This is a genomic window from Streptomyces glomeratus (assembly GCF_021462825.1).
Classification (GTDB): Bacteria; Actinomycetota; Actinomycetes; order Streptomycetales; family Streptomycetaceae; genus Streptomyces; species Streptomyces glomeratus.
Genome location: NZ_JAKEEB010000017.1, coordinates 79543 through 102412 on the forward strand (window position 1 = coordinate 79543; position 22870 = coordinate 102412).

At 73.0% G+C, this 22870-nt stretch carries 22 protein-coding genes; 11 read left to right on the forward strand and 11 right to left on the reverse strand.

Annotated elements, in window-relative coordinates; translation table 11 throughout:
* Positions 1 to 433: 433 nt before the first annotated feature.
* Both LZ604_RS20830 and fxsA read left to right on the forward strand, forming a co-directional pair.
* Complete coding sequence (locus LZ604_RS20830) at positions 434 to 1228, forward strand: polyprenol monophosphomannose synthase (RefSeq protein ID WP_234516926.1); 795 nt, start codon at positions 434 to 436, stop codon at positions 1226 to 1228.
* 226 nt (positions 1229 to 1454) lie between these two features.
* A complete protein-coding gene (gene fxsA, locus LZ604_RS20835) occupies positions 1455 to 2015 on the forward strand; it encodes an FxsA family membrane protein (RefSeq protein ID WP_234516927.1) in 561 nt (186 codons plus the stop codon).
* A gap of 171 nt (positions 2016 to 2186) precedes the next feature.
* Here the strand turns inward: fxsA and LZ604_RS20840 are convergent, their stop codons facing one another.
* The 4 genes from LZ604_RS20840 to yczE form a co-directional block, all read right to left on the reverse strand.
* A complete protein-coding gene (locus tag LZ604_RS20840) occupies positions 2187 to 2561 on the reverse strand; it encodes an RNA polymerase-binding protein RbpA (protein ID WP_009187548.1) in 375 nt (124 codons plus the stop codon).
* A gap of 267 nt (positions 2562 to 2828) precedes the next feature.
* Entirely contained in the window at positions 2829 to 4211 is a 1383-nt protein-coding gene (locus LZ604_RS20845) for an MFS transporter (protein ID WP_372482169.1), read from the reverse strand.
* 41 nt (positions 4212 to 4252) lie between these two features.
* Positions 4253 to 5020: a glycerophosphodiester phosphodiesterase family protein gene (locus tag LZ604_RS20850; RefSeq protein WP_234516928.1), complete on the reverse strand. Its 768-nt coding sequence runs from the start codon at positions 5018 to 5020 to the stop codon at positions 4253 to 4255.
* A complete protein-coding gene (yczE, locus tag LZ604_RS20855) occupies positions 5017 to 5664 on the reverse strand; it encodes a membrane protein YczE (RefSeq protein ID WP_234516929.1) in 648 nt (215 codons plus the stop codon). The genes LZ604_RS20850 and yczE overlap by 4 nt, the downstream gene beginning before the upstream one ends.
* A 154-nt stretch (positions 5665 to 5818) precedes the next feature.
* On the opposite strand from yczE, the gene LZ604_RS20860 reads away from it, so the two are divergent.
* Positions 5819 to 7318 carry an SCO1417 family PLP biosynthesis transcription factor gene (locus tag LZ604_RS20860; protein ID WP_234516930.1) on the forward strand — a complete coding sequence of 500 codons (1500 nt, stop codon included), beginning with the start codon at positions 5819 to 5821 and terminating at the stop codon, positions 7316 to 7318.
* Between the two features lie 114 nt (positions 7319 to 7432).
* Here the strand turns inward: LZ604_RS20860 and LZ604_RS20865 are convergent, their stop codons facing one another.
* Positions 7433 to 8998: a P-loop NTPase family protein gene (locus LZ604_RS20865; protein WP_234516931.1), complete on the reverse strand. Its 1566-nt coding sequence runs from the start codon at positions 8996 to 8998 to the stop codon at positions 7433 to 7435.
* A 36-nt stretch (positions 8999 to 9034) separates the two neighbouring features.
* Positions 9035 to 9229 carry a hypothetical protein gene (locus tag LZ604_RS20870; protein WP_234516932.1) on the reverse strand — a complete coding sequence of 65 codons (195 nt, stop codon included), beginning with the start codon at positions 9227 to 9229 and terminating at the stop codon, positions 9035 to 9037.
* A 332-nt stretch (positions 9230 to 9561) separates the two neighbouring features.
* Here LZ604_RS20870 and LZ604_RS20875 point away from each other — a divergent pair, with 332 nt between their 5' ends.
* The 5 genes from LZ604_RS20875 (at position 9562) to LZ604_RS20895 (ending at position 15089) form a co-directional block, all read left to right on the forward strand.
* Positions 9562 to 9954 (forward strand): ankyrin repeat domain-containing protein, encoded by a 393-nt coding sequence (locus LZ604_RS20875; protein ID WP_234516933.1) that lies wholly within the window; start codon positions 9562 to 9564, stop codon positions 9952 to 9954.
* A gap of 300 nt (positions 9955 to 10254) precedes the next feature.
* Entirely contained in the window at positions 10255 to 11673 is a 1419-nt protein-coding gene (locus tag LZ604_RS20880) for a HEAT repeat domain-containing protein (RefSeq protein WP_234516934.1), read from the forward strand.
* A 139-nt stretch (positions 11674 to 11812) separates the two neighbouring features.
* Positions 11813 to 12985, forward strand: a complete 1173-nt coding sequence (locus LZ604_RS20885; RefSeq protein WP_234516935.1) for a glycosyltransferase family 4 protein — start codon at positions 11813 to 11815, stop codon at positions 12983 to 12985.
* Entirely contained in the window at positions 12982 to 14235 is a 1254-nt protein-coding gene (locus LZ604_RS20890) for a glycosyltransferase (RefSeq protein WP_234516936.1), read from the forward strand. Before LZ604_RS20885 ends, LZ604_RS20890 begins: the two co-directional genes overlap by 4 nt.
* The gene (locus LZ604_RS20895; protein WP_234516937.1) at positions 14232 to 15089 is read left to right on the forward strand and encodes an SGNH/GDSL hydrolase family protein; all 858 of its coding nucleotides are present in this window, start codon (positions 14232 to 14234) and stop codon (positions 15087 to 15089) included. Before LZ604_RS20890 ends, LZ604_RS20895 begins: the two co-directional genes overlap by 4 nt.
* 9 nt (positions 15090 to 15098) lie before the next feature.
* Here LZ604_RS20895 and LZ604_RS20900 read toward each other — a convergent pair whose 3' ends face one another.
* Genes LZ604_RS20900 through LZ604_RS20920 form a run of 5 tightly spaced genes read right to left on the reverse strand, consistent with a single transcriptional unit; the run spans position 15099 to position 19491 of the window.
* The gene (locus tag LZ604_RS20900) at positions 15099 to 15968 is read right to left on the reverse strand and encodes a 5-oxoprolinase subunit C family protein (RefSeq protein ID WP_234516938.1); all 870 of its coding nucleotides are present in this window, start codon (positions 15966 to 15968) and stop codon (positions 15099 to 15101) included.
* Positions 15965 to 16582 (reverse strand): 5-oxoprolinase subunit B family protein, encoded by a 618-nt coding sequence (locus LZ604_RS20905; protein ID WP_234516939.1) that lies wholly within the window; start codon positions 16580 to 16582, stop codon positions 15965 to 15967. Before LZ604_RS20905 ends, LZ604_RS20900 begins: the two co-directional genes overlap by 4 nt.
* Positions 16579 to 17331 carry a LamB/YcsF family protein gene (locus LZ604_RS20910; protein WP_234516940.1) on the reverse strand — a complete coding sequence of 251 codons (753 nt, stop codon included), beginning with the start codon at positions 17329 to 17331 and terminating at the stop codon, positions 16579 to 16581. Before LZ604_RS20910 ends, LZ604_RS20905 begins: the two co-directional genes overlap by 4 nt.
* A gap of 22 nt (positions 17332 to 17353) precedes the next feature.
* On the reverse strand, positions 17354 to 18175 hold the full coding sequence (locus tag LZ604_RS20915) for a putative hydro-lyase (protein WP_234516941.1): 822 nt from the start codon (positions 18173 to 18175) through the stop codon (positions 17354 to 17356).
* Positions 18172 to 19491 (reverse strand): MFS transporter, encoded by a 1320-nt coding sequence (locus LZ604_RS20920; protein ID WP_234516942.1) that lies wholly within the window; start codon positions 19489 to 19491, stop codon positions 18172 to 18174. Before LZ604_RS20920 ends, LZ604_RS20915 begins: the two co-directional genes overlap by 4 nt.
* Before the next feature lie 173 nt (positions 19492 to 19664).
* Here LZ604_RS20920 and LZ604_RS20925 point away from each other — a divergent pair, with 173 nt between their 5' ends.
* The 3 genes from LZ604_RS20925 to LZ604_RS20935 are packed head-to-tail and all read left to right on the forward strand — an operon-like array spanning position 19665 to position 22854.
* Positions 19665 to 20360 carry a GntR family transcriptional regulator gene (locus LZ604_RS20925; RefSeq protein ID WP_234516943.1) on the forward strand — a complete coding sequence of 232 codons (696 nt, stop codon included), beginning with the start codon at positions 19665 to 19667 and terminating at the stop codon, positions 20358 to 20360.
* Between the two features lie 48 nt (positions 20361 to 20408).
* Positions 20409 to 21938 carry a hypothetical protein gene (locus LZ604_RS20930; protein ID WP_234516944.1) on the forward strand — a complete coding sequence of 510 codons (1530 nt, stop codon included), beginning with the start codon at positions 20409 to 20411 and terminating at the stop codon, positions 21936 to 21938.
* Positions 21939 to 21975: 37 nt separating this feature from the next.
* Positions 21976 to 22854, forward strand: coding sequence for a hypothetical protein (locus tag LZ604_RS20935; protein ID WP_234516945.1), 879 nt, complete (start codon positions 21976 to 21978; stop codon positions 22852 to 22854).
* Positions 22855 to 22870 lie beyond the last annotated feature (16 nt).

Here is a 22870-nt window from a genome sequence, read left to right on the forward strand (position 1 = left end):
GCGCAGGGGGCCGGTAGGTTCGGCGGCGTCCACCGACGGACGTCCGACCGGGGAACCTCCGCGCAGTCGCCGGAGCGCCGCTGGGTCAGGGATGGTGTGCCGCACCGGCGCACCACCACTGGGAGCCAGGCTCAGCGCCCGCGCCACGGCACGGGAACGTTCCGGCCGGTCGGCAGGGTGCGACCCGGGTGGGGCCCGGACGTCCAGTAGACAACGGCTCTCGGTCGACCCGCAGCCAGCGGGTCCCAGGTCGGCCCGAAGGGCGCCGGGCCCCCATCCGCAGTTCGCCCCCCGAGTGAACCTGCCGGGTGCGCAAACCGGCACTCTTACCCGACTCTTGTGGAATCGACACCCCCGTAGGAACGTGCAGTCACGTCGGTACAGACGAGGGACACTATGGTGGTCCCCTGCGTACGGACATGAAGGGGCAGCAGTGAACGACGGCGACGGGACCCTCGCGGCAGAAGCCCGGGGGAGGCAGTTCGGTCCGCTCGGCACCGCCTTGGTGATCATCCCGACCTACAACGAGGCGGAGAACATCAAGACGATCGTCGGCCGGGTGCGGTCGGCCGTGCCCGAGGCGCACGTCCTCGTGGCCGATGACAACAGCCCCGACGGGACGGGCAAGCTCGCCGACGAACTGGCGGCCGAGGACGACCAGGTCCACGTCCTGCACCGCAAGGGCAAGGAGGGGCTGGGCGCCGCGTACCTCGCCGGTTTCCGCTGGGGTCTGGAGCGTGACTTCGGCGTCCTGGTCGAGATGGACGCCGACGGCTCCCACCAGCCGGAGGAACTGCCGCGCCTGCTGACCGCGCTCAAGGGCGCCGACCTCGTGCTCGGTTCCCGCTGGGTGCCGGGCGGCCGGGTCGTGAACTGGCCCAAGAGCCGGGAGTTCATCTCCCGCGGCGGCAGCCTCTACTCGCGCCTCGCCCTCGATCTGCCGCTGCGCGACATCACCGGTGGCTATCGCGCTTTCCGCCGCGAGACGCTTCAGGGCCTGGGCCTCGACGAGGTCGCCTCGCAGGGGTACTGCTTCCAGGTCGACCTGGCGCGCCGCGCCGTCAAGGCCGGCTATCACGTGGTCGAGGTGCCCATCACCTTCGTCGAGCGTGAGCTGGGCGACTCCAAGATGAGCCGGGACATCCTCATCGAGGCGCTGTGGCGCGTCACCGCGTGGGGTGTCGGGGACCGCATGGCCAAGGTCAAGGGCCGCGGCAAAACCTCCTGAGCCGGGGCCGCGGGCCGTACGGGCAGCGCGCCGCCCGCCTGGAGCAGGGCCCAGCCCAGATGGTGGGAGCACCAGGCGGTGGCGTGGCGTCGCGTCAACGGGGAGCCGCCTTCGGTGTTCGCCCGTACGGGTGCACAAGCACGGCTCGGGGTCCGCGCCGGGGCGGCCGACCGTCGCCCTGTAACCGCTTATCCCGCGTTGAGCCTGCTCCAGGCACACTGGGAGCATGACGACTGGCGCACCGACTTCCCCGTACCAGGCCCGGCCCCGGCGTTCCCGGCCGCGCAGGTTCCTGCCGCTGGGCATCGCCGCCTGGCTGGTGCTGGAGATCTGGCTGCTCACGCTGGTGGCGGGCGCGGCCGGTGGGTTCACGGTGTTCCTGCTGCTGGTCGCCGGCTTCGTACTCGGCTCCGTGGTGGTCAAGCGGGCCGGGCGCCGCGCCTTCCGCAATCTCGGTGAGACGCTGCAGGCCCGGTCCCCGGAGGCCGGGCCGACGAGCGGTGGCAACGGCCTGACGATGCTGGGCGGCCTGCTCCTGATGCTGCCGGGTCTGATCTCCGACGCGGTGGGCCTGCTGCTCCTGCTTCCGCCGGTGCAGAGGACGGTGGGCCGGCGTGCGGAGCGCACCCTGGACCGCAAGCTCCGCGAGACCCCGTACGGCAGCCTCGGCGACGCCTTCCGGCAGGCTCGCATTCACCGTCCCGACGGAAAGGTCGTCCAGGGTGAGGTCATCAGGGATGAGCCCGGAGACGCTCCGAGTGAGCCGCGGCCGCCGCTGACCCGCTGAGGCCGGGGATCCCCGATGGTCCGCCGAGCCTCCGGGGGCGGGAACAGCCCGCGGCCCCCCGCTCATGACCGTCCGCACTCGCACACACGGCAGCGGGCGCCGTACGTCATACCGACGTACGGCGCCCGCTGAGCCGTCGTGCGCTGTTGTGCCGCCCAGTCCCCGTAGGGGCTAGGCGGACTTGCGGCTGTCCCGGGGATGAACCGCGATGTTCATCGCACCGGAACGGAGAACCGCCAGGCGCTCCTCGAGGACCTCTTCGAGCTCCTCACGGGTGCGCCGCTCCATCAGCATGTCCCAGTGCGTACGCGCGGGCTTGGCCTTCTTCTCTTCCGGGCCGTCGCCGTCCACGAGGAGTGCCGGGGCCCCGCAGACCTTGCACTCCCACTCCGGCGGGATCTCCGCCTCGACCGAGAAGGGCATCTCGAACCGGTGCCCCTTCTCGCATGCGTACTCCACGGCCTGGCGCGGAGCCAGGTCGATGCCGCGGTCCGTCTCGTAGCTGGTCACCACGAGGCGCGTGCCGCGAAGAGCTCGCTCACTCATGAATCGTGCCTCCCGGGCTTGTCGCCCACAGGACAGGTGTCGCTGTCGTCGTCATCCGGTCAACGTCCGGTCGGCGGTAAAGATTCCCGTTCCGAGTCCCGTTCCGGGTCATGCGTCGCCGTCGTAGCCGCCCCTTGTTGTACCCACCGGCGCCCGGTTTGTCACATCTGCTAGCAGATGTCACCCAGCGTTTCGGCTCCTTTGACGCGCAGTAACGGTACGCCTGGCAGGCCAAACGCGTACACTACCGCCCTTTGCCGTCAAGTGCTAAATCCTTTCGGGTACCGGATTCCCCGCGTCGCGCACCGCCTGCCGCACCGGAACCCGGGCGAGCAGGACGAAGCCGAGGGCGAAGAAGACCACCAGCGAGATGATCGCGTCCCGGTAGCTTCCGGTGACCTGGTAGGTGAGGCCGAACAGCAGCGGGCCCAGCCAGCTCATGCCGCGGTCGCTCATCTCGTACGCCGAGAAGTACTCGGCCTCCTTGCCGGGCGGTACGAGATGGGAGAACAGGGAGCGGGAGAGCGCCTGGCTGCCTCCCAGCACCAGCCCGATGCAGGCGGCGAGGAGGTAGAAGCCCACCGGAGCGCCCGCGGGCAGGAAGTAGCCGGCACCGAGCGTCAGCGTCCAGGCGACGAGCGAGCCGAGGATGGTCCGCTTGGCGCCGTGGGTCCGCGCCAGCCGCCCCATGCCCAGGGCCCCGCCCACCGCCAGCACCTGCACGAGCAGGACGGCGGTGATCAGCGTGGACTGGCTCAGGCCCAGCTCCTCGGAGCCGTACACCGACGCCTGGGAGATCACCGTCTGGATGCCGTCGTTGTAGATGAGGTAGGCGAGCAGGAAGGCGAGGGTGAGCGGTTTGCCGCGCATGTCCCGGACTGTGGCGGCCAGTTGCCGCCAGCCGTGCACCGCGGGGGCCGTGGACGTCGTACGGCGGTCGCGCAGCCGCCCGAGCGGTACCAGCGTGAAGGCGCCCCACCACAGGCCCGCCGAGGCCAGGCAGATACGCACCGCCGTGGACTCCGTCAGGCCGAAGGAGTCGTGTGCGGTGAAGAGGACGAGATTCGCGATCAGGACCAGGGAGCCGGCCGCGTAGCCGAAGGCCCAGCCGCGCGAGGAGACCGCGTCGCGCTCCTCGGGCGGGGCGATCTGCGGGAGATAGGAGTTGTAGACGACCATCGAGACGGCCATCGACGCGTTCGCGACGACGAGCAGGAGACCGCCGAGCAGATAGCGGTCGCCGTCCAGGAAGAACAGGCCCGTGGTGGCCGAGGCGCCCAGGTATGCGCAGAGGGCGAGCAGGGGCTTCTTGCGGCCGGTGCGGTCGGCCGCCGCTCCTGCCAGCGGCATCACCAGGATCGCCACGACGACGGAGGCGGAGACCGAGTACGCGAAGAACGAGCCCGCCCGCACCGGGATGCCCAGCGGGTGCACATAACCGTCCGCGTCCGCCGCCGACTTGGCCACCGCGGTGAGGTAGGGCCCGAGGAACACGGTGAGCACGCTCGTCGAGTAGACCGAGCACGCCCAGTCGTAGAAGTACCAGCCATGCTGTTCACGCCGCCGCCCGGCGGCCTCGTCGGCCTCCGCAGGCGACGCCGGCGCACCCGGTTCCAGGGGAACCCCCGCCCGTTCGGTGTCGGTGCCCACCCGTGCCTCGCTTCCCCGCTGTACGTGATCGTGCGCGGGCGTCAGACCCAGGTGCCCCGGTCCTCGAGGACCTCGCGCAGTGTGTCGATGTGATCGGTCATGATGCCATCGACTCCCAGGTCCAGGAGCCGGTGCATCTGCCCGGGTTCATTGATCGTCCACACGTGCACCTGGAGTCCGAGCGCATGGGCGGTGCGCACGAAGCGGTGGTCGACGACGGGCACGCCCGACTGGGCCACGGGAACCTGGGCGGCGACCGCCGAGCGGCGCACCTTCGCGGGTACGCCCCAGGAGCGCAGCCGCAGGCCCAGCACCCCGCGGGTGCCGTACGACGTCGCCAGACGCGGCCCGGCCAGGCGCTGGGCGCGCGACACGCGTGCCTCGGAGAACGATCCGACACAGACGCGGTCCCAGGCGTCCGTCCGGCCGATCAGGTCGAGCAGGGGGAGCAGGGCGGGCTCCGCCTTGACGTCCACGTTCCAGCGCACCTCGGGGAACTCCTCCAGGAGGTCCTCGAACAGGGGGACCGGTTCGGTGCCCGCCACGCGGGCCTGCCGCACGTCGTCCCAGGGAAGGTCGGCGATCCGGCCCGCCCCGTCGGTCACCCGGTCCAGGGTCGCGTCGTGGAACGCGACCAGCTTCCCGTCGGCCGTGGCGTGCACGTCCGTCTCGATGTACCGGTAGCCCGCCGCGACCGCGCGCCGGAACTGGGCCGCGGTGTTCTCCAGGCCCTCCGCCGCCCCGCCCCGGTGGGCGAAGGCGATCGGGCCGGGATGATCGAGATAGGGATGACGTATGAGGGTGGTCACCGAGGCAGTATCGCCGGTTCCGGTTGCCCGGTGGCAACGACCGTACTGCGCCCCGATGCCCGGGGGACGGCGAAAACGCGCAGGAAGAACTGGGCGAGCGGGCCGATGGACAGCGCGTACAGGACGGTTCCCACCCCCACCGTGCCGCCGAGGGCGAAGCCGGTCGTGACGACGGCGACCTCGACGGCCGTGCGGATCAGCCGGATCGAGCGGCCCGTGCGCCGGTGCAGTCCGGTCATCAGCCCGTCGCGGGGTCCGGGCCCGAAGTCCGCGCTGATGTACAGGCCGGTAGCCACGCCGTTCAGCACGATGCCCGCGAGGAGAACGGGCACTCGTACGGCCAGGGAGCGGACCTCGGGGAGCACGGCGAGGGTGGCGTCCATGGCGAAGCCGATGACCAGAACGTTGGAGACGGTGCCGAGACCGGGTCGCTGGCGCAGCGGGATCCACAGCAGCAGCACGATCGCGCCGACGATGGTGAGCACCACGCCCATGCTGAGGCCGGTCAGTTCCGCGAGCCCCTGGTGGAGGACGTTCCAGGGCTCCAGGCCGAGTCCCGCCTGCACCAGGAGTGCGGAGCTCGCCCCGTACAGCGCCAGGCCCGCGTACAGCTGGAACACCCGGCGTATCGGCCGCCGCGTCATGGACGTGTCAATGGACGGATCAGTGGACGGATCGGTGGACGGGTCCCCGGACAAAACGTGCCCCCCTGTGGTGGTGGTGGCCTGACGCATGTCACTCTGTGGCTTGGGAAGAGAAGCCATCCATGGCCAATTCGGGGAAGGTGGACCGGGAATCATGGCGCAGTGGACCTCAGCGGTGGGTGCGGCACAACTCGCCCGGCTGCTCACCTCTCAGCAGGACCGTCCCGCGGGCCCCGGCACCCGCCGTCCGCCCGCCTACCGAGCGCTCGCCGACGGCATCCGGCTGCTCGTCCTGGAGGGCCGCGTGCCCGTCGCGGCCCGGCTGCCGGCCGAGCGCGAGCTGGCGCTCGCCCTGTCCGTGAGCCGGACCACGGTCGCCGCCGCGTACGAGGCGCTGCGCACCGAGGGATTCCTGGAGTCCCGCCGCGGGGCGGGCAGCTGGACCGCGGTGCCGGCCGGGAACCCGCTGCCGGCACGCGGCCTCGAGCCCCTCCCGCCGGAGGCGCTGGGCTCCATGATCGACCTGGGCTGCGCCGCGCTGCCCGCGCCCGAACCCTGGCTCACCCGCGCCGTGCAGGGCGCCCTGGAGGAGCTGCCGCCCTACGCGCACACCCACGGGGACTACCCGGCGGGACTGCCAGCGCTGCGCGCCATGATCGCCGACCGCTATACGGCACGCGGCATCCCCACCATGCCCGAGCAGATCATGGTGACCACGGGTGCCATGGGCGCGATGGACGCGATCTGCCACCTCTTCGCCGGGCGCGGCGAACGCATCGCCGTCGAGTCGCCGTCGTACGCCAACATCCTTCAGCTGATGCGGGAGGCCGGCGCCCGGCTGGTGCCGGTGGCCATGGCCGAGGGACTCGGCGGCTGGGACCTGGACCGCTGGCGCCAGGTGCTGCGGGAGGCCGCGCCGCGGCTGGCCTATGTCGTGGCGGACTTCCACAATCCGACGGGCGCGCTGGCCGACGAGGACCAGCGCCGCCGCCTGGTGGAGGCGGCCCGGTCCGCCGGGACGGTCCTGGTCGTCGACGAGACCATGAGCGAGCTGTACCTGGAGGACGGCCTCGAGATGCCGCGGCCGGTGAGCGGCTTCGACCCGGCGGGCTCGACGGTCATCACCGTGGGCTCGGCGAGCAAGGCGTTCTGGGCGGGCATGCGCATCGGCTGGGTGCGGGCCGCCCCCGATGTGATCCGCAGCCTGGTGGCGGCCCGCGCCTACGCGGACCTGGGCACGCCGGTGCTGGAGCAGCTGGCCGTGAACTGGCTGCTCGGCTCGGGCGGCTGGGAGCAGGCGGTGAGCCTGCGGCGCGAACAGGCCAGGGAGAACCGGGACGCGCTGGTCGCCGCGGTGCGCAGGGAGTTGCCGTCGTGGGAGTTCTCGGTGCCGCAGGGCGGTCTGACGCTCTGGGTGCGCACCGGGGGCCTGTCGGGTTCCCGTCTGGCGGAGGCCGGGGAGCGGGTGGGCGTCCGGGTTCCGTCCGGGCCCCGCTTCGGCGTGGACGGTGCCTTCGAGGGGTACGTCCGGCTGCCGTTCACGGTGGGCGGCGCCGTCGCGGAGGAGGCGGCGGTGCGTCTGGCCGCCGCGGCGCGTCTGGTCGAGACCGGTGCGTCGGGCCCGGCGGAGGCGCCGCGTACCTTCGTCGCCTGACCCGGGGCCGGCACGGCTGCGACCGGCCGGGGGACCCGGCGGTCGCCGGTGGTGCTCCGGTCGCGAGAGACCGGCCGGTCACCCTCCGGGGGAGACCGGCCGGTGGCGGCCGGTTCAGCTCTCCGCGGCCAGCGCCTCGACTCCCGCATCGACTCCCGCCGGCGTGACCGGCGCATTGTGGCGCGGCAGCAGTCCCAGGACCGCCTGCCGGTGGCTCTCGCTGGTCGCGTCGTCGTACGGGTCCGGGGTGGCCGGCACCTGGAGGCGGTGGACCGGACCCGAACCCAGGCGGGCGTAGCCCCGGCCCGGTGGGACGTCCTGGACGGGTGTGGTGTGCGGGGGCGCGCCGAGCACGGTCTCGAGTTCGTCCGGGGCCGCGGGGCCGAGCACCACCCGTGCGCGGGTGTACTGCCGTACCGCGTCGGACAGGCCGTCCAGAGCGTCGAACTGTTCGGCCACCACGACCGTGACGTTCGCCGCGCGCCCGTGCCGCAGGGGCACCTGGAGCAGCGTCTGGGGGTCCGGGCGGCCGTCGGCGGCGGCCAGGTGACCGAGAGCGCCGGGCCGGTCCAGCAGGATCCACAGCGGACGCCTGATGTCGTCCGGCGGCGGGTGCCCGGCCTGCCGTGCGCGGTTCGCCGCGATCAGCCGCCGCTCCGTCTCATGGGTCGCCCACTCCAGGCTCGTCACCGCGCCGACGAGGCCCGACTCGACGGCCAGCACTCCGTCCCGGCCCGTCAGACACGCGTACTCGCCCGTGTCCCCGCCCTCGACGATCAGGACGTCGCCGTGCTGGAGCGCCTGAAGGGCGATGGAACGCACCAGCGTCGTCGTACCGCTGCCGGGCGCGCCGGCGATCAGCAGGTGCGGCTCGGTGGAGCGTGCGCCCGTGCGCCACACCACCGGCGGCACATCGCGCTGCTCGTCGCCATGGGTGAGCGGGAGCGTGCGCTGGACGCCGGTGGGGTCGGTGAAGCCGAGGACCGTCTCGCCCGGGGCGGTCACGAAGCGCTGTGCGGCGATGTCGGTGGGCAGCGGCGCCAGCACGGTCACCGTGAGCTCGTTGGCCTCCTCGTCCCAGGAGAAGTGGTACTCGCGGCCACGGCCCGACTTGGCGTGCAGGAGCTGTTCGATCCGGGCCCGTGACGTGGCCTCGCCGTCGGTGAAGTAGGCGGGGTAGCGGATGCGGAGCCGGGAGATCCGGGCGCTCTCGTCGAAGTCGTACGAGGGGAAGGCCCGGGCCCAGTCCCCACCGTGCGCATAGAGCGGATCGGGGTCCTGAGCCGCCGAGAAGTAGGGCACCAGTGCCTCGTACAGCGTCCGCAGGCGCTTGGTCTGCGCGTCGTCCGGACCCGAGGGCCGTGGCTGTCCGCGATCGCGGCCCTTCCAGGCCGCCACCGCCATGATCGAGAGCCCGCCGAGCAGCGGCCCGTAGGGCACCAGGGCGACGACCAGGATCACCGAGGCGACCAGGAAGAGCAGCGGGCCCCTCCGGTCCTTGGGTGTCTCCACCCATCTGCGCCGCCCGGCCGCGGCCAGCCGACGCAGCCCGCGCGTGAGGACGGACAGCGGCTGGAGGACGTCGCCCGCTCCGCCGGCCGCCGTCCGGGCCAGCTGCCGTCCGCGGGCCATCCGGGCGCTGCCGTTGCGCAGGATGCGGGGGAGTGGGCGCCGGGCCACGTCGTTCTCCTGAGGGTGTGTGCGGGGGCGGCGGGGTCAGAAATTGATCCCGCCGAGCAGGCTCGCCAGGCTCTGGCCGCCGGCCTTGATCCCCGGGGCGATGCCGGTACTGGCGAGGTAGAAGCCGAAAAGGGAGCAGATTGTGGCGTGCGAGCCCTTGAGGCCGTCTTTCCGGAAGAAGAGGAAGACGCAGGTGCCGAGCAGCAGCACACCGGAGATGTTGAGGACCATGTGCTCTCCTGAACGCGGGGATTGTCACCATGAGTACTTCCAGGCTCACAGCATGTATCCATACGATAAAAGGTGCAAATGGGTGAAATGGTCAGAATTTCCCCCGGCGGGCCGAGCTGTCGTACGCCGAGGGGCCGCCGTACGTGGCTCGACGCCCTCTGGCGTGATCTTTGCCTGGCACAGCGCCGGTGATGTGCCGTGGAAGCCAGTACGCTGGCGATTCACCCGTACGGAGGCACCGCTCGCCGCCGTACGCGCCGTGCGCGACGGCACCGCTCGCTGTCGTACGCTCCCGCAGTCCCCAGCAGTCGTAGTGAGAGGCGGTCCGGCCGATGAGTGAAGCCCCCGACCCCGAGGTCGTGGAGCTGGCGACCAAGATCTTCGATCTGGCGCGCCGAGGCGAGACCGAGGCGCTCGTGGCGTACGTCGACGCGGGCGTTCCGGCCAACCTCACCAACGACCGCGGCGACTCCCTGGTGATGCTCGCCGCCTACCACGGCCACGCGGACGCCGTCCGGGCCCTGCTCGAGCGGGGTGCGGAGGCCGACCGGATCAACGACCGAGGCCAGACCCCGCTCGCCGGCGCGGTCTTCAAGGGCGAGGTGGAGGTCATCCGGGCGCTCCTGGACGGCGGGGCCGATCCCGCCGCCGGTACGCCCTCGGCCGTCGACACCGCCCGTATGTTCGGCAAGAACGATCTGCTCGAACTGTTCGGCGCACACTGATGCGAATACTCTGACCAGCGAAAACAACGAAAACGGGGGAGGCGGTACGGGGCCGCCCGAAATAAGGTCGCGGCAGCGCAAGACGCCGGGTCATCATGACGTCGTGATTCACGGACGCGATGGCTGGGCAGGTGTTGCCGCACCGCGCGGACCGTGATGCGGTCCGTACGGGCCACGACGAGAGGCAGAGGAAGATGGTCTACAGCAAGCAAGAGACGGCGGGCGCCCCGACGTGTTGTCACGCGGCCAGGTAGTGCGTGTTCCCCGGTTGCGTCGACGCTTGATGTGAGGCTGTTTCCCATGTTCGAACCGGTCATAGCGCCCAGCGGTACGCTGCTCGGCCTCCTTCAGAGGGGCCGCGGCGACGGCACGCTGCATGCGCTCACCGCACCGCGCGCCGAGGCGCTCGCGGCGCTCAACCACTGTGTGCTGCGCGATCCCCGCCACGACTGGCAGGTGGAGAACCGCTCCCTGTACTACGCCCGGCTCTACCTCGATCTGAACGGCGAGCTGGACGAGATCGAGGCGCATCTCTTCGGCGCCGAGGACGTCCTCGACACCGAGGAGTGCCGCACCGGGCTCGCCCTCGCGGTCCTTGGGCACCTCGCCTCGTACGGCAGGCGGGACGCACTCGAACTGCTGCGCAGGTACGCCGCCTCGGGCACCAACTGGGCCTGGGCCCTGGACGAGCTGGCGCTGCGCGACGACGACGCGGGGCTGCGCGCCCTCGCCGCTCCCGTCCTGGCCCGCTTCCCGGCCGACCCCGAGGGCGAGGCCGAACTCGCCGCCGCCGTCCGTGACGCCTTCGAACCCCGGCCCTGGCGGCTGTGGGCCGACGACCCCCGCTCCTCGATCGCCACGCGCGTGCGTGCCGCGCAGGAGGCCGGCTGCTTCGACCGGTGGCAGCGGCAGCTGCGGTCCCAGGGCCCCCGGCCGGGCTGGAGCGTCCAGGCGGTCTTCGACTGGGCCCAGCAGGGCATCGAGCGCGGTGCTCTGCTCCATGTGCCCGCCGCCCGCTGCCTGACCGCCGTCGCAGGTCCCGAGGACCGCTCCGAGATCGTCCAGGCCGCCCGCTCCGGCGGCGACGGCGCCCGCTGCACCGCGCTGCGCTACCTCGCCGACGGCAACGACCCCGAGGCGCTCGACCTGATCGAGGACGCCCTGGCCACGGGTTCCGCGCTCGTGGTGGACGCGGCCGTGGACGCCTTCGAACGCATGCGCAGTGTGGCCGCCGTGGACCGGGCGCGCGGCTGGGCCCGCCGGCCCGACGCGCTGGGGGCCGCCGCCGGCCGCGTGCTCGCCTGCCGGGGCGGTACCCAGGACCGCGACCTGGTCCTCGCGGCGCTGCGCGAGGCGGTGCGAGGCGAAGGCCCCGACGCACCGACCCTGTGGACCCTCGTCGACGGCGCCGGACGGCTCGACATCGCCTGCGCCGCACCGGTTCTGCGTCATATCTACCGCGAGACGGCCTCGTCGCATCTCCGCGGCCGCGCCGCCCGCGCGCTGGCCGCCACCGACCCGTCCTTCGCCGCCGGACTCGCCGTCGAGTGCCTCTGGGACTGTGAGGAGTCCACCCGCGAGATCGCCGCGCGGCACGCCGAGACCGGGGACGTTCGCGTCGTCGAGCGGTTGCGCCGACTCGCCGCGGATCCGGCCGAGGAAGCCGAGGTCCAGACCGCCGTACGCAGCCGGATCGGGCCCGACATGCCCACCGTATGAACGTTCGGTGACCCCGGAGCCAGGAGCGTATGGACAGGGGCTGGCCTGCTCGGCTGTGCAGCCCAACGCTCATGGGACGTTCCCCGGCCGGAAAGATCGACGTTGACGCGGCCACGTCCGGCACGGCGAGAACACGGGTATGCGTGTCGTCATCGTGACCGAATCCTTTCCCCCCGATGTGAACGGCGTGGCCCACTGCGCGCTCCAGACCGCCCGGCACCTCGTCGATCGCGGTCACGCTCCCCTCGTCGTCGCTCCCACGACCTCCCCCAAGTTCTCGGCTTCGCTGGAACAGGGAGGTGCCCCTCTCGGCACCGTTACCGGGGCCGACGCTCTCGCGCCGTGCCCCGTGGTGCGCGTCCCCTCCCTTCCACTCCCCGGCTATCCCCAGGTGCGCGTGGCACTCCCCAGCCGACGCGTCGCCGCGGCGATCACCGCTCACCGCGCCGACATCGTGCACCTGGCCAGCCCCTTCGTCCTCGGCGTCCGCGGCATGGCCGCCGCCGCCCGGCTCGGCATCCCCGCCGTGGCCATCTACCAGACCGACCTGGCCGGATACGCCCGCACCTACATGGGCGCCGGCGAGGCCGCGGCCTGGCGGCGCATCCGCTCCGTGCACGCCGCCGCCGACCGCACCCTCGCGCCCTCCAGCGCGGCTCAGAACGACCTGGAGGCGCACGGCGTGCCGCGGGTGCGGCTGTGGCCGCGTGGCGTCGACACCGTCCGTTTCCGGCCGGACCTGCGCACGGAGACGATCCGGCGGGAGCTGGCTCCCAACGGCGAGCTGATCGTCGGCTACGTCGGCCGGCTCGCCCCCGAGAAGCACATCGAGCTCCTCTCCGGTGTCTGCGGTCTGGACGGGGTCCGTGTCGTCGTGGTGGGCGACGGGCCGAGCGAGACGAGCCTGCGGGGCGCCCTGCCCGGCGCCGCCTTCCTGGGCCGCCGCACCGGCGACGAGCTGGCCCGGATCTTCGCCTCCCTGGACGTGTTCGTGCATACCGGACCGTTCGAGACGTTCTGCCAGACCGTGCAGGAGGCCATGGCGAGCGGTGTGCCGGTCGTCGCCCCCGCCGCGGGCGGACCGCTCGACCTGGTGGCCCACGGGCGCACCGGGTTCCTCGTCCCGCCCGATGACGCGGCGGCCGTACGGGACGCCGTGGCGGCCCTGGCGGCCGATCCCGCGCTGCGGACCGCGTACGGGGCCGCCGCACGGGCCACCGTCGAGGGCCGCACCTGGGCGGCCGTCGGCGACCAGCTCATCGGGCACTACGAGGACGTGCTCGCCGCCCGCAGGACGGTGGTGGCGGCATGAGCTTCGCCACCGAGCGCTTCGGCGACGGTCTGCGGATCGTCCGGCTCGCCAACTTCGTCGCGCCCGCCTCCGGCGGACTGCGCACCGCCCTGCGGGAACTGGGCAAGGGCTTCAAAGAGGCCGGACACGAGCCCGTGCTCATCGTGCCCGGGGAACACCACACCGACCGCATGACCGAGCAGGGCCGGGTCATCACCCTGCCCGGGCCGCTGCTGCCCGGCACCGGCGGCTACCGGGTGCTCACGGACAAGCGGCGTGTCGCCTCCCTCCTGGAGGACCTGGTCCCCGACCGACTCGAGGTCTCCGACCGCACCACACTGCGCTGGACCGGCAAGTGGGCGCGGCGGGCCCGGATCCCCGCCGTGATGGTCTCCCACGAGACCGCCGACGGCGTCCTGCGCACCTGGGGCCTGTCCGAGAACCTCTCCCGGCGAGCCGCCGACGCCCTCAACACCCGCACCGCCCACACCTACGCGCGCGTGGTGTGCACCACCGAGTTCGCAGAGCGGGAGTTCGTGCGGATCGGTGCCCGCAACGTCGTACGGGCCCCGCTGGGCGTCGACCTGGAGCAGCGCCACCCCGCGCTGCGGGACCCGGGGCTGCGCGACCGGTACGCGCGCGGAGACGAGACGCTCCTCGTCATGTGCTCCCGCCTCTCCGTGGAGAAGCGGCCCGGCACGGCCCTGGACGCGCTGGAGGCGCTGCTGCGGCGCGGACGGCGCGTGGTGCTGGTGGTCGCCGGGGACGGGCCGCTGCGCGCCCGGCTGGAACAGCGGGCGCAAGAGCGGCGGTTGCCGGTGACCTTCCTGGGTCATGTCCGCGACCGGGACCTGCTCGGGGCACTGCAGGCCACCGCCGACGTGTGCCTGGCCCCGGGGCCCGCCGAGACCTTCGGGCTCGCCGCCCTGGAGGCGATGGCCTGCGGCACGCCCGTGGTGGCCAGCGCCTTCTCCGCGCTGCCCGAGGTGATCGGGTCCGCCGGGGCCACCGCCGTGAACAGCGGGGACGCCTTCGCGGACGCGGTCGACCTGCTCATGGGGCGGTCCGAGGCCGAGCGCCGGGAGGCGGCACGCGCGCGTGCCGAGTGCTTCGGCTGGAAGACCGCGGTGGACGCGTTCCTCGCCGCGCACGACGCGCAGCCGTACGAGGCGCAGGTGCACGACGCCCAGGCGCACGACGCGCGGCCGAGCGTCACGCCGGCGACGGCCGAGCCCCGGGTGCGGGGCGCCGCTCGGGAGGGCGTCGTATGAGACCCCTGCGGTTCGTGGCACTCGGCGACTCGCTGACCGAGGGCGTGGGCGACCCCGTCGGGGACACCTGGAGGGGGTGGGCCTCCCTGCTCGCCGACGGGCTCGCCCCCGCGGAGGCGGCCGCGGAGTTCACCAACCTGGCCGTCAGCGGTGCCCAGACGAGGGACGTCCTGGAACGGCAGACGCCGCAGGGGCTGGCCCTGCGCCCCGACGTCGTCTCGGTCGTCATCGGCGTCAACGACACGCTGCGCTGCACCTTCGACATCCACGCCGTCGCCGCCCGGCTCGACAAGGTCTACGCGGCCTTCCGGGCCGAGGGCGCCGTGCTGCTCACGGCCTGTCTGCCCGACCCGGGTTCGATGCTGCGGCTGCCCGGGGCGCTGGCGCGTCCGCTCGCCAGGCGGCAGCGGGCCGTCAACGCGGTCGTGCACGCGCTGTCCGAGCGGTACGGGGCCGTCCATCTGCACGCCGCGGAAGGGGGCTGGATCACCGACCGTGCGATGTGGAGCGCGGACCGGCTGCACCCGGGGGAGCGCGGGCACCGGCAGCTCGCCCTCCACTTCCACGCCCTGCTGGCCGAGGCGGGCGTCGCGACCGGTACCATGCCTTCGCCCGAACCCGACTTCGCCGCACCCACCCGTACGGCCAACCTGTGGTGGCTCGCCACCGCCGGGACGGCCTGGGTGGCCCGGCGGTGCACCGACCTGCTGCCCCAACTGCTCACCCTCGCGGCCGCGGAGGTGCGCCACAAGGCCAGGGGGACCAGCGCCCGGCTGGATCTGAGCGCCTCGCACGCGGTGGCGTCCGCGCTGGCCGCGCTCTCGGTGACCGAGCAGCAGCCGGACGCGGCCTGAGCGGGCGGCCTAACGACGGCTCACGACCGTGAACCGCACGGGGGTGCCCGGAGCCGCCTGTGCCGCCGCAGCGAGGTCGGCGGCGCGCACGACCGCGATGACCGGGTACCCGCCCGTGGTCGGATGGTCGGCCAGGAACACGACGGGCCTGCCGTCGGGCGGTACCTGGACCGCCCCCAGCACCATGCCCTCACTGGGCAGTTCACCCGCCCGGACCCGCGCCAGGGCGGGACCTTCCGTACGCAGGCCGATGCGGTTGCTCGCGGCGGACACCCGGTACGCGCGCGTGACGAGGGTGCGGAACGCGTCCGTGGAGAACCAGTCGTCGCGCGGGCCCGGCGTCACCCGCAGCACCAGTTCGGCCGGGGGGCCCGGCTGGGGAACGGTGTCCACGTGCGCGTGCGGGCCGGCCGGCCTCCCGAGCGGGAGCACGGCCCCGTCCGCGAGCGGCGGCGGGCCGAGCCCGGAGAGCAGGTCCGTGGAGCGGCTGCCGAGCACCGGCTCCACGGCGATCCCGCCCGCGACAGCGAGGTAGCTGCGTACCCCGGACCGGGCCGGGCCGAGCTCGAGCAGCGCGCCGCCCGGGACGCGCACCGGTGCCCCCCAGGGCGCCGGACGGCCGTCCACGGTGACCGCGCACGGAGCGCCGCCGACCGCCACGGTGACCGCCGAACGCGGCCGCACGGCACAGCCGTTGAGCGTCGTCTCCAGCACCGCCGCCTCCGGCGGATTGCCGACCAGCCGGTTCACGAGTGCCGCCGCGGGCGCGTCCAGCGCCCCGGAACGCGGCACACCGAGGTGCGCGTGGCCGGGCCGTCCCCGGTCCTGCACGGTGGTCAGCGCCCCGGCCCGGACGACCGCGAGCGCACGGTCCGTCATCCGGCCCCCACCGGTACGAAGCGGACCCGGGCACCCGGGGCCAGCAGCGCGGCCGGCACGCGCGCGGGGTCCCACAGGACCGTGTCGGTCGAGCCGATGAGCTGCCAGCCACCCGGTGACGAGCGCGGATACACGCCCGTGTACGGGCCCGCGAGCGCCACCGAACCCGCCGGGACGGCCGTACGCGGGGTGGGCCGGCGCGGCACGTGGCAGCGGTCCGGCAGGCCGGTCAGATAGCCGAAGCCGGGCGCGAACCCGCAGAAGGCGACGCGGAACTCGGCCGCCGCGTGGATCCGCCCCACCTCCTTCGGCGGCACGTCCCACAGGGCCGCCACCTCCGGAAGATCGGGGCCGTCGTATCGCACGGGAATCTCGATCGGCTCCTGATCACGCGGCAGGACCCGCGGGATCGGGAGGCCAGCCAGCCGGGCCGCGGTCCGGGAGGGCTCGGGCACCCCGTCGAGGAGGACGGTGCGGGCCGCGGGAACGATCTCGGCCGCCGTCAGCTCCCCGGCGGCCCGGCGGCGCAGCAACTCGGCGTGCAGGGCCTGGGCCTCCTCCCCGGAGGACACCTCGACCAGCAGGGCCGAGTCGCCGACGGGCAGCACTCTCATGCGAAGGCCTCCACGCGCACGCCCGACGCCTCCAGCCCGGCGCGCACCCGTCGGGCCAGGTCGACCGCTCCGGGCGTGTCCCCGTGCAGGCACAGGGAGCGCGCCCGTACGGGGATCTCCCGCCCGGAGCGGGCGGTGACGGTTCCGAGGCGGGCCAGGTCCACCGAGCGCCCGACGACCGTGTCCGGTTCGCTGATCACCGCGCCGTCCTCCCCGCGCGGCACGAGCGTGCCCTCGTCCGTGTAAGCGCGGTCCGCGAACGCCTCGGTGACGGCCGGGAGCCCGGCCTTCTCGGCGACCTTCAGCAGGCGCGACCCGGGCAGCCCCAGCACGGGGAGCGTCGCGTCGGCGAGCAGCACGCCGTCCACGACCGCCTCGGCCTGCCGCTCGTCGTGGACCACCCGGTTGTAGAGCGCGCCGTGCGGCTTCACATACGACACGCGGGAGCCCGCCGCGCGGGCGAATACCTCCAACGCGCCGATCTGGTAAGCCACTTCGGCCGCGAGCTCGGCGGGCGGCACATCCATCGCGCGCCGCCCGAAACCGGCCAGGTCGCGGTAGGAGACCTGAGCGCCGATCCGTACGCCGCGCTCGGCCGCCAGCCGGCACACCCGTTGCATGGTGGCCGCGTCGCCGGCGTGGAAGCCGCAGGCCACATTGGCGCTCGTGACGACCGACAGCAGTCGCTCGTCGTCGGTGAGCCGCCAGCGGCCGAAGCCCTCGCCGAGGTCGGCGTTCAGATCGATCATGACCCCTCCTGGTCGTCCGACGTCAGCCGACGCGGTACTGGTCGTCGCGGGCGTCGGTGATGAGCATCTGGCCCGGTGCGTGGGTGATGGCGAAGGGCGGCCGAGAGGCCGTGACCGCCGCCTGCGGGGTCACTCCGCAGGCCCAGAACACCGGGATGTCGTCCGGTTCGGCGTCCACCGGGTCGCCGAAGTCCGGCCGGCCGAGGTCCCCGATGCCGAGGCCCGACGGATCGCCGCAGTGGACGGGGCCGCCGTGCACCGCGGGAAGCAGACTGCTCTCCCGGATCGCGGCGGCCAGGTGCTGCGGCGGAACCGGGCGCATGGACACCACCATGGGGCCGTGCAGCCGTCCGGCCGGTCGGCAGTCGCGGGCGGTCACGTACATCGGGACGTTGCGGCCCTGCTCGATGTGACGCAGCGGCACACCCGCCTCGGCCAGCGCCCACTCGAAGGTGAAGCTGCACCCTATGAGGAAGGACACCAGGTCGTCGCGCCAGTGGTCCAGCACCTCGGTGGGTTCGTCCACCAGTTCGCCGTCCCGCCACACCCGGTAGCGCGGCAGATCGGTGCGCAGATCGGCGCCGTCCGCGAGAACCGTGGCGAAGGAGCCGGCGTCGGTGACGTCCAGGACCGGGCAGGGCTGCGGGTTGCGCTGGCAGAACAGCAGCATGTCGTAGGCCCAGTCGGCCGGGACGGAGATCAGGTTGACCTGGGTGTGGCCCGCGGCGGCCCCGGCCGTGGGGCCGGTCAGCCCCTCGCGGAAGCGGGCCCGGGCCTCCCTCGGGCTCCACGCGTGCGCGTACTCGTCGACGACGGTCACGGAGCGGTCCTCTCCACGGTTCACCGCAGCTCCTTCCCGCGGGTCTCCGGCAGCCCGAGCAGCGCCAGCGCCGCGAGACCGTACCCGACCGCGCCGAAGACCAGCGCACCGCCCACGCCCCAGCTGTCGGCGAGGAAGCCCACAAGGGTCGGGAAGACGGCGCCCACGGCGCGACCGGTGTTGTACGTGAAGCCCTGGCCCGTGCCCCGCACGGCCGTCGGGTACAGCTCGCTCAGATAGGACCCGAAGCCGCTGAAGATCGCCGACATGCAGAACCCGAGCGGGAAGCCGAGCACCAGCAGCAGGGTGTCGGCGCCGCTCGGGATGTTCGCGTACACCAGCACACAGAGCGCCGAGAGCAGGGCGAAGAGCCAGATGGTGCGCCTGCGGCCGAGCTGGTCGGTGAGGTGGCCGCCGGTCAGGTAGCCGATGAAGGCTCCGGAGATCAGGAACGTCAGATAGGAGCCGGTGCCGACGACGGACAGGCCCCGCTCCGTCTTCAGATAGGTCGGCACCCAGGTCGCCAGGGTGTAGTAGCCGCCCTGGACGCCCGTGGAGAGCAGGCCCGCGAAGACCGTCGTGCGCAGCAGGCCCGGCGCCCCGTCCCTGCCCGGCCGGAAGATCGCCGCGAAGGAGCCCTTCCGCTCGCTGGCCTCGCGCCGGGCCCGCGCCTGCGGGGCGTCGTGGACCCGACGGCGCATCCAGATCACCAGCAGCGCGGGCAGGGCGCCGGTCCAGAACATCACGCGCCAGGCCAGGCCGTCGTCCACGAACGAGAAGACCAGGGTGTAGACGGCTGCGGCCAGCGCCCAGCCGACGGCCCAGGAGCTCTGGATCGCGCCGAGCGTACGGCCCCGGTGCCGGGTGCTCGCGTACTCGGCGACCAGGATCGCGCCGACCGCCCACTCGCCGCCGAAGCCGAGCCCCTGCAGGGCCCGGAAGACCAGCAGCGTCTCGTAGGTGGGCGCGAAGCCGCACGCGACGGTGAAGACCGCGTAGGTGACGACGGTGATCATCAGGGCCTTGACCCGTCCGACGCGGTCGGCGACCACGCCCGCGACGGCGCCGCCGACCGCGGAGACGATCAGGGTGACCGTGGTGAACAGGCCGGTCTGTCCGCTGTCCAGACCGAAGTACGCGGCCAGCGCGACCATGCTCAGCGGCAGGGTGAAGTAGTCGTACGCGTCCAGCGCATAGCCGCCGAAGGCCCCCGCGAAGGCACGCCGGCCGTGCGGGCCCAGGGCCCGCAGCCAGCCCGGCGCGCTCCCGTCGGAGAGGGGTTCGGCGGTGTCCGGCCGGGCGTCGGAGGTCAGGGCGTCGGATGGAGGGTTCGAGCTCATGGGCACCTCGCAGTTGAGGGACGGAGGGTGCTGGAAATCGAGCCATGCCATGGGAAAGCCGCGGCGCCGCGGTGAGGAGCGGGCGGCGCCGTGCGCAGCAAGGTAGAGGATCGTTGAACGATCCTTCAATACCCGTGTTGTTTCGTCCTCGTCTCTGCGATTCAATTCCGGGCATGGCAGAGCAGCTGACGGGACTGGCCGACGACCGCGCTCTCCTCGGGCGCACCAGCACCGCCGAGCGGGTCTCGGACATCCTCAGAAGCCGGATCGCCGAGGGCTACTTCCCGCCCGGCACCCGGCTGTCGGAGGACAGCATCGGCGGCGCGCTCGGCGTCTCCCGCAACACGCTGCGCGAGGCGTTTCGGCTGCTCACGCATGAGCGGCTGCTGGTCCACGAATTGAACCGCGGGGTCTTCGTACGGGTGCTGGCCGTCGACGACGTCGAGGACATCTACCGCGTCCGGACACTGGTGGAGTGCGCCGTGGTACGCGGCCTCGGGAAGCCGCCGTACGCCCTGGAGGGGCTCGCCGAAGCGGTCGCCGAGGGGCAGCGCGCCGCACGCGAAGGTGACTGGAAAGGGGTGTCCACGGCGAACATCCACTTCCACCGGGACCTGGTGGCCCTCGCGGGCAGCGAACGCACGGACGAGCTGATGCGCAGCATCTTCGCCGAACTGCGGCTGGCCTTCCACGTGGTGGACGACCCGCGCCGGCTGCACGAGCCGTACCTGGCGCGCAATCTCCGTATCCTCGAGACCCTGCGGGCGGGGAACCGCGAACAGGCCGAGGTACTGCTCGCGGACTACCTCGACGACTCGCGAGCGGGCCTCGTCGAGATCTACGGGCGCCGGGTGGCGGACGCGGTCTGAGTGCCGTCGTTTGGGTCGTTGTCAGACCGAGGACCTAATCTGTGCACCGTGACTTCGCCTGTATCGACGGACCGTGTTCCGCCCCAGCTCGGCGCGGGGCCGCGCCCCGCTGCGGGCCCGGCCGCCGACGAAGGGCTGGCGCGGCGGCTGCGCGCACTCGCCTGCACCGCGCCGCTGCACGACCTCGACGCACGCAAGGCCAACCTCGCGGGTGAGTACTCGGTGTACGGGATGGCGGAGATCGCCCTCGCCGCCATCGACCTGGTCACCCTGAACATGGACTTCGACACGGGCGCCGACCACGACCAGATCGTGGCCCGGCTCATCCCGCGCATCGCCGCCCAGGCCCCGCGGCGCCCGGTCGCCGAGCACGAGCGCGTGGCCCGCTGGGTGCTGGAGAACCTGATCAACGTCGGCAGCGTCGACCGCGGCTTCCGTGCCGTGTACGGCACATTCGACCCGGACGGCACCTACACCCGCCGTGACTACGACTTCAAACTGATCGAAGAGGTGCCCGGATACGGCGGGAGCGTCTACCTCCGGACGACGGACGAGGCGGTCAACGTCCTCGTCGGCGCACTCGACACGGACGTCACCAGCGCCCAGATCGCCGCCGAGGTCAAGCTCGAGGTGCTGATCAGCCGAGGACGCCTCGCCGACGCCCAGCTCGCCGCCGAACAGGCGCGCTACCGCACGGTGCAGTACTCCGAGTCCCTGCGCAGGGCTCTCGAGGCCACCCGGCGCAATGTCCGCGCGGTCGACTGGCTCAACGCGGTGCCGGACATGATCGCCGAGGCCCTCGACCACGTCGCCGACCGCTACCGCCACGAGAACGCCATCCTCACCAACATCCGCAAGGCCCGCGACGAGTCCGAGGACCCCGAGCAGAAGCGACGCGCCGCCGAACTCGTCGACATCGTCAAGGACTGCATCCGCAGACACACCCAGCTTCAGTCCCGGCTCCTGGAGGCGGGCCCGCTGTTCCGCGCCGAACAGGACCGTCAGGCGTTCGCCACGCCGATGACGACGTCCGGCACGGACCTCTACGGGCATCTCCTCGCGCCGGTGCTGCCGCTCCCGCTGGAGCAGGCGATCCGCGTCACCGACGCCTTCTTCGCGCACGGCACGGGATTGCGCACGCCCGGTTCCGTGCGGGTCGGGGACCTCGTCGACCTGCTGCTGACGCCCCCGGTGGAGCGCGAGCACCTCGGGGCGGAGATGCCCGAGCCGGACCTCGTCGCGACACCGGACGACAGCCGGTTCAGCGAGGAGCAGCTGGCCGCCGCGACCGAGTTGCTCGACCTGCCGGCGGACGCGCCGCGGCGGTTGTCCGGGCTGCTCGCGGAGGCGCGCCGGACGGGAGATCCCGGCCTGGCGTACCTGGTGGCCCTGCTGGCCGTGCATGCGGCCAGCCCGCCCGTGGGGACGGCCTACCGGCAGGGCGAACAGAAGCTGCTCTTCGCCGTCGACGACGGAACGGAGCTGGACGACCCCGAGTTCGGCGGTGCGGATCTGATCGTGGGAACGGCTCTGCTCGACGCGGCCGGAATGGCGGCGGACCGGACGGAGGCGGCATGACCGGCAACCAGTACCAGCGCGACAAGGAGTCCCGACCGTGACCGAGCACGCCGAGTGGAGCGAGCCGGAGACCGCCGCCGCACCGGCGAGCGCCGCCGTCACCCCCGCCGACGCCGCCGACGCGGCGCGGCTCGTCGCCTTCGGGCTGCAACCCAAGCTGGGCCCCGCGCGCGACCAGGAGTACGCGGACCTGCTGCGCCGATACCGCGAGGACCCGCCGTTCGGGCGCCTCGCCGACGCCGTCGCCACCGGACTCGGCCTGATCGTCCTGGAGGTGTCCCCGCGTGCCGGCATGGCCGTGACCGCCGCCGAGGACTCCGTGTTCGCCGTCCGCATGGGCGACTACGCGCGTCGTACGTCGGCCGACTCCGGCGACCGCTTCCTGCACGGACTGGCCCATCTCGCCGTCGCCGCCCTCGCCTTCCCGCGCCCCGAGGACCTGGCGGACGACGGCTACATCGGCCGGGTCACGGTCAACGGCGTCGACGCCTTCGTGCGCCAGGCCTGCCGCCGTCTGGAGGAGCGGGCCGAGGAACAGGGGGAGAACACCGACCCGGCGACGGACACGCCCGGCCTGGAGGCGGCCTGGCGCATCTGGGCCAGGCGCAGTGCGACCGGGGCCACCAAGGACGCCCGCAGACTGGCGGGCTCGACCACCGGCATCGTGGCCAAGGCCGTCGCGTTCCTCACCGACTCGGGCTTCCTGCAGCGTACGGGCGACGAGAGCGGGGGCACCTACCGCACGACGGCCCGCTACCAGCTCCAGGTGCGCGACATGGCGGGCAGCGCGGCCATGGCCGAGCTCCTCGAACTGGGCGTCGTCCCGGTGACCGACGGCACGGCCACCCTGCTGCCCGCCGAGGACACCGAAGACCTGGAGCTGGTGGCCGACGCCGGACTGCCGTTCCACTCCTGAGGCTCCCGGCGCAAGC

Excerpts from the sequence above, each read along its gene's own strand:
- fxsA (WP_234516927.1), top strand. The coding sequence starts at position 1,455 with ATGACGACTGGCGCACCGACTTCCCCGTACCAGGCCCGGCCCCGGCGT.
- LZ604_RS20840 (WP_009187548.1), bottom strand. The coding sequence starts at position 2,561 with ATGAGTGAGCGAGCTCTTCGCGGCACGCGCCTCGTGGTGACCAGCTAC.
- yczE (WP_234516929.1), bottom strand. The coding sequence starts at position 5,664 with ATGACGCGGCGGCCGATACGCCGGGTGTTCCAGCTGTACGCGGGCCTG.
- LZ604_RS20860 (WP_234516930.1), top strand. The coding sequence starts at position 5,819 with ATGGCGCAGTGGACCTCAGCGGTGGGTGCGGCACAACTCGCCCGGCTG.
- LZ604_RS20870 (WP_234516932.1), bottom strand. The coding sequence starts at position 9,229 with ATGGTCCTCAACATCTCCGGTGTGCTGCTGCTCGGCACCTGCGTCTTC.
- LZ604_RS20875 (WP_234516933.1), top strand. The coding sequence starts at position 9,562 with ATGAGTGAAGCCCCCGACCCCGAGGTCGTGGAGCTGGCGACCAAGATC.
- LZ604_RS20880 (WP_234516934.1), top strand. The coding sequence starts at position 10,255 with ATGTTCGAACCGGTCATAGCGCCCAGCGGTACGCTGCTCGGCCTCCTT.
- LZ604_RS20885 (WP_234516935.1), top strand. The coding sequence starts at position 11,813 with ATGCGTGTCGTCATCGTGACCGAATCCTTTCCCCCCGATGTGAACGGC.
- LZ604_RS20890 (WP_234516936.1), top strand. The coding sequence starts at position 12,982 with ATGAGCTTCGCCACCGAGCGCTTCGGCGACGGTCTGCGGATCGTCCGG.
- LZ604_RS20895 (WP_234516937.1), top strand. The coding sequence starts at position 14,232 with ATGAGACCCCTGCGGTTCGTGGCACTCGGCGACTCGCTGACCGAGGGC.
- LZ604_RS20900 (WP_234516938.1), bottom strand. The coding sequence starts at position 15,968 with ATGACGGACCGTGCGCTCGCGGTCGTCCGGGCCGGGGCGCTGACCACC.
- LZ604_RS20905 (WP_234516939.1), bottom strand. The coding sequence starts at position 16,582 with ATGAGAGTGCTGCCCGTCGGCGACTCGGCCCTGCTGGTCGAGGTGTCC.
- LZ604_RS20910 (WP_234516940.1), bottom strand. The coding sequence starts at position 17,331 with ATGATCGATCTGAACGCCGACCTCGGCGAGGGCTTCGGCCGCTGGCGG.
- LZ604_RS20920 (WP_234516942.1), bottom strand. The coding sequence starts at position 19,491 with ATGAGCTCGAACCCTCCATCCGACGCCCTGACCTCCGACGCCCGGCCG.
- LZ604_RS20925 (WP_234516943.1), top strand. The coding sequence starts at position 19,665 with ATGGCAGAGCAGCTGACGGGACTGGCCGACGACCGCGCTCTCCTCGGG.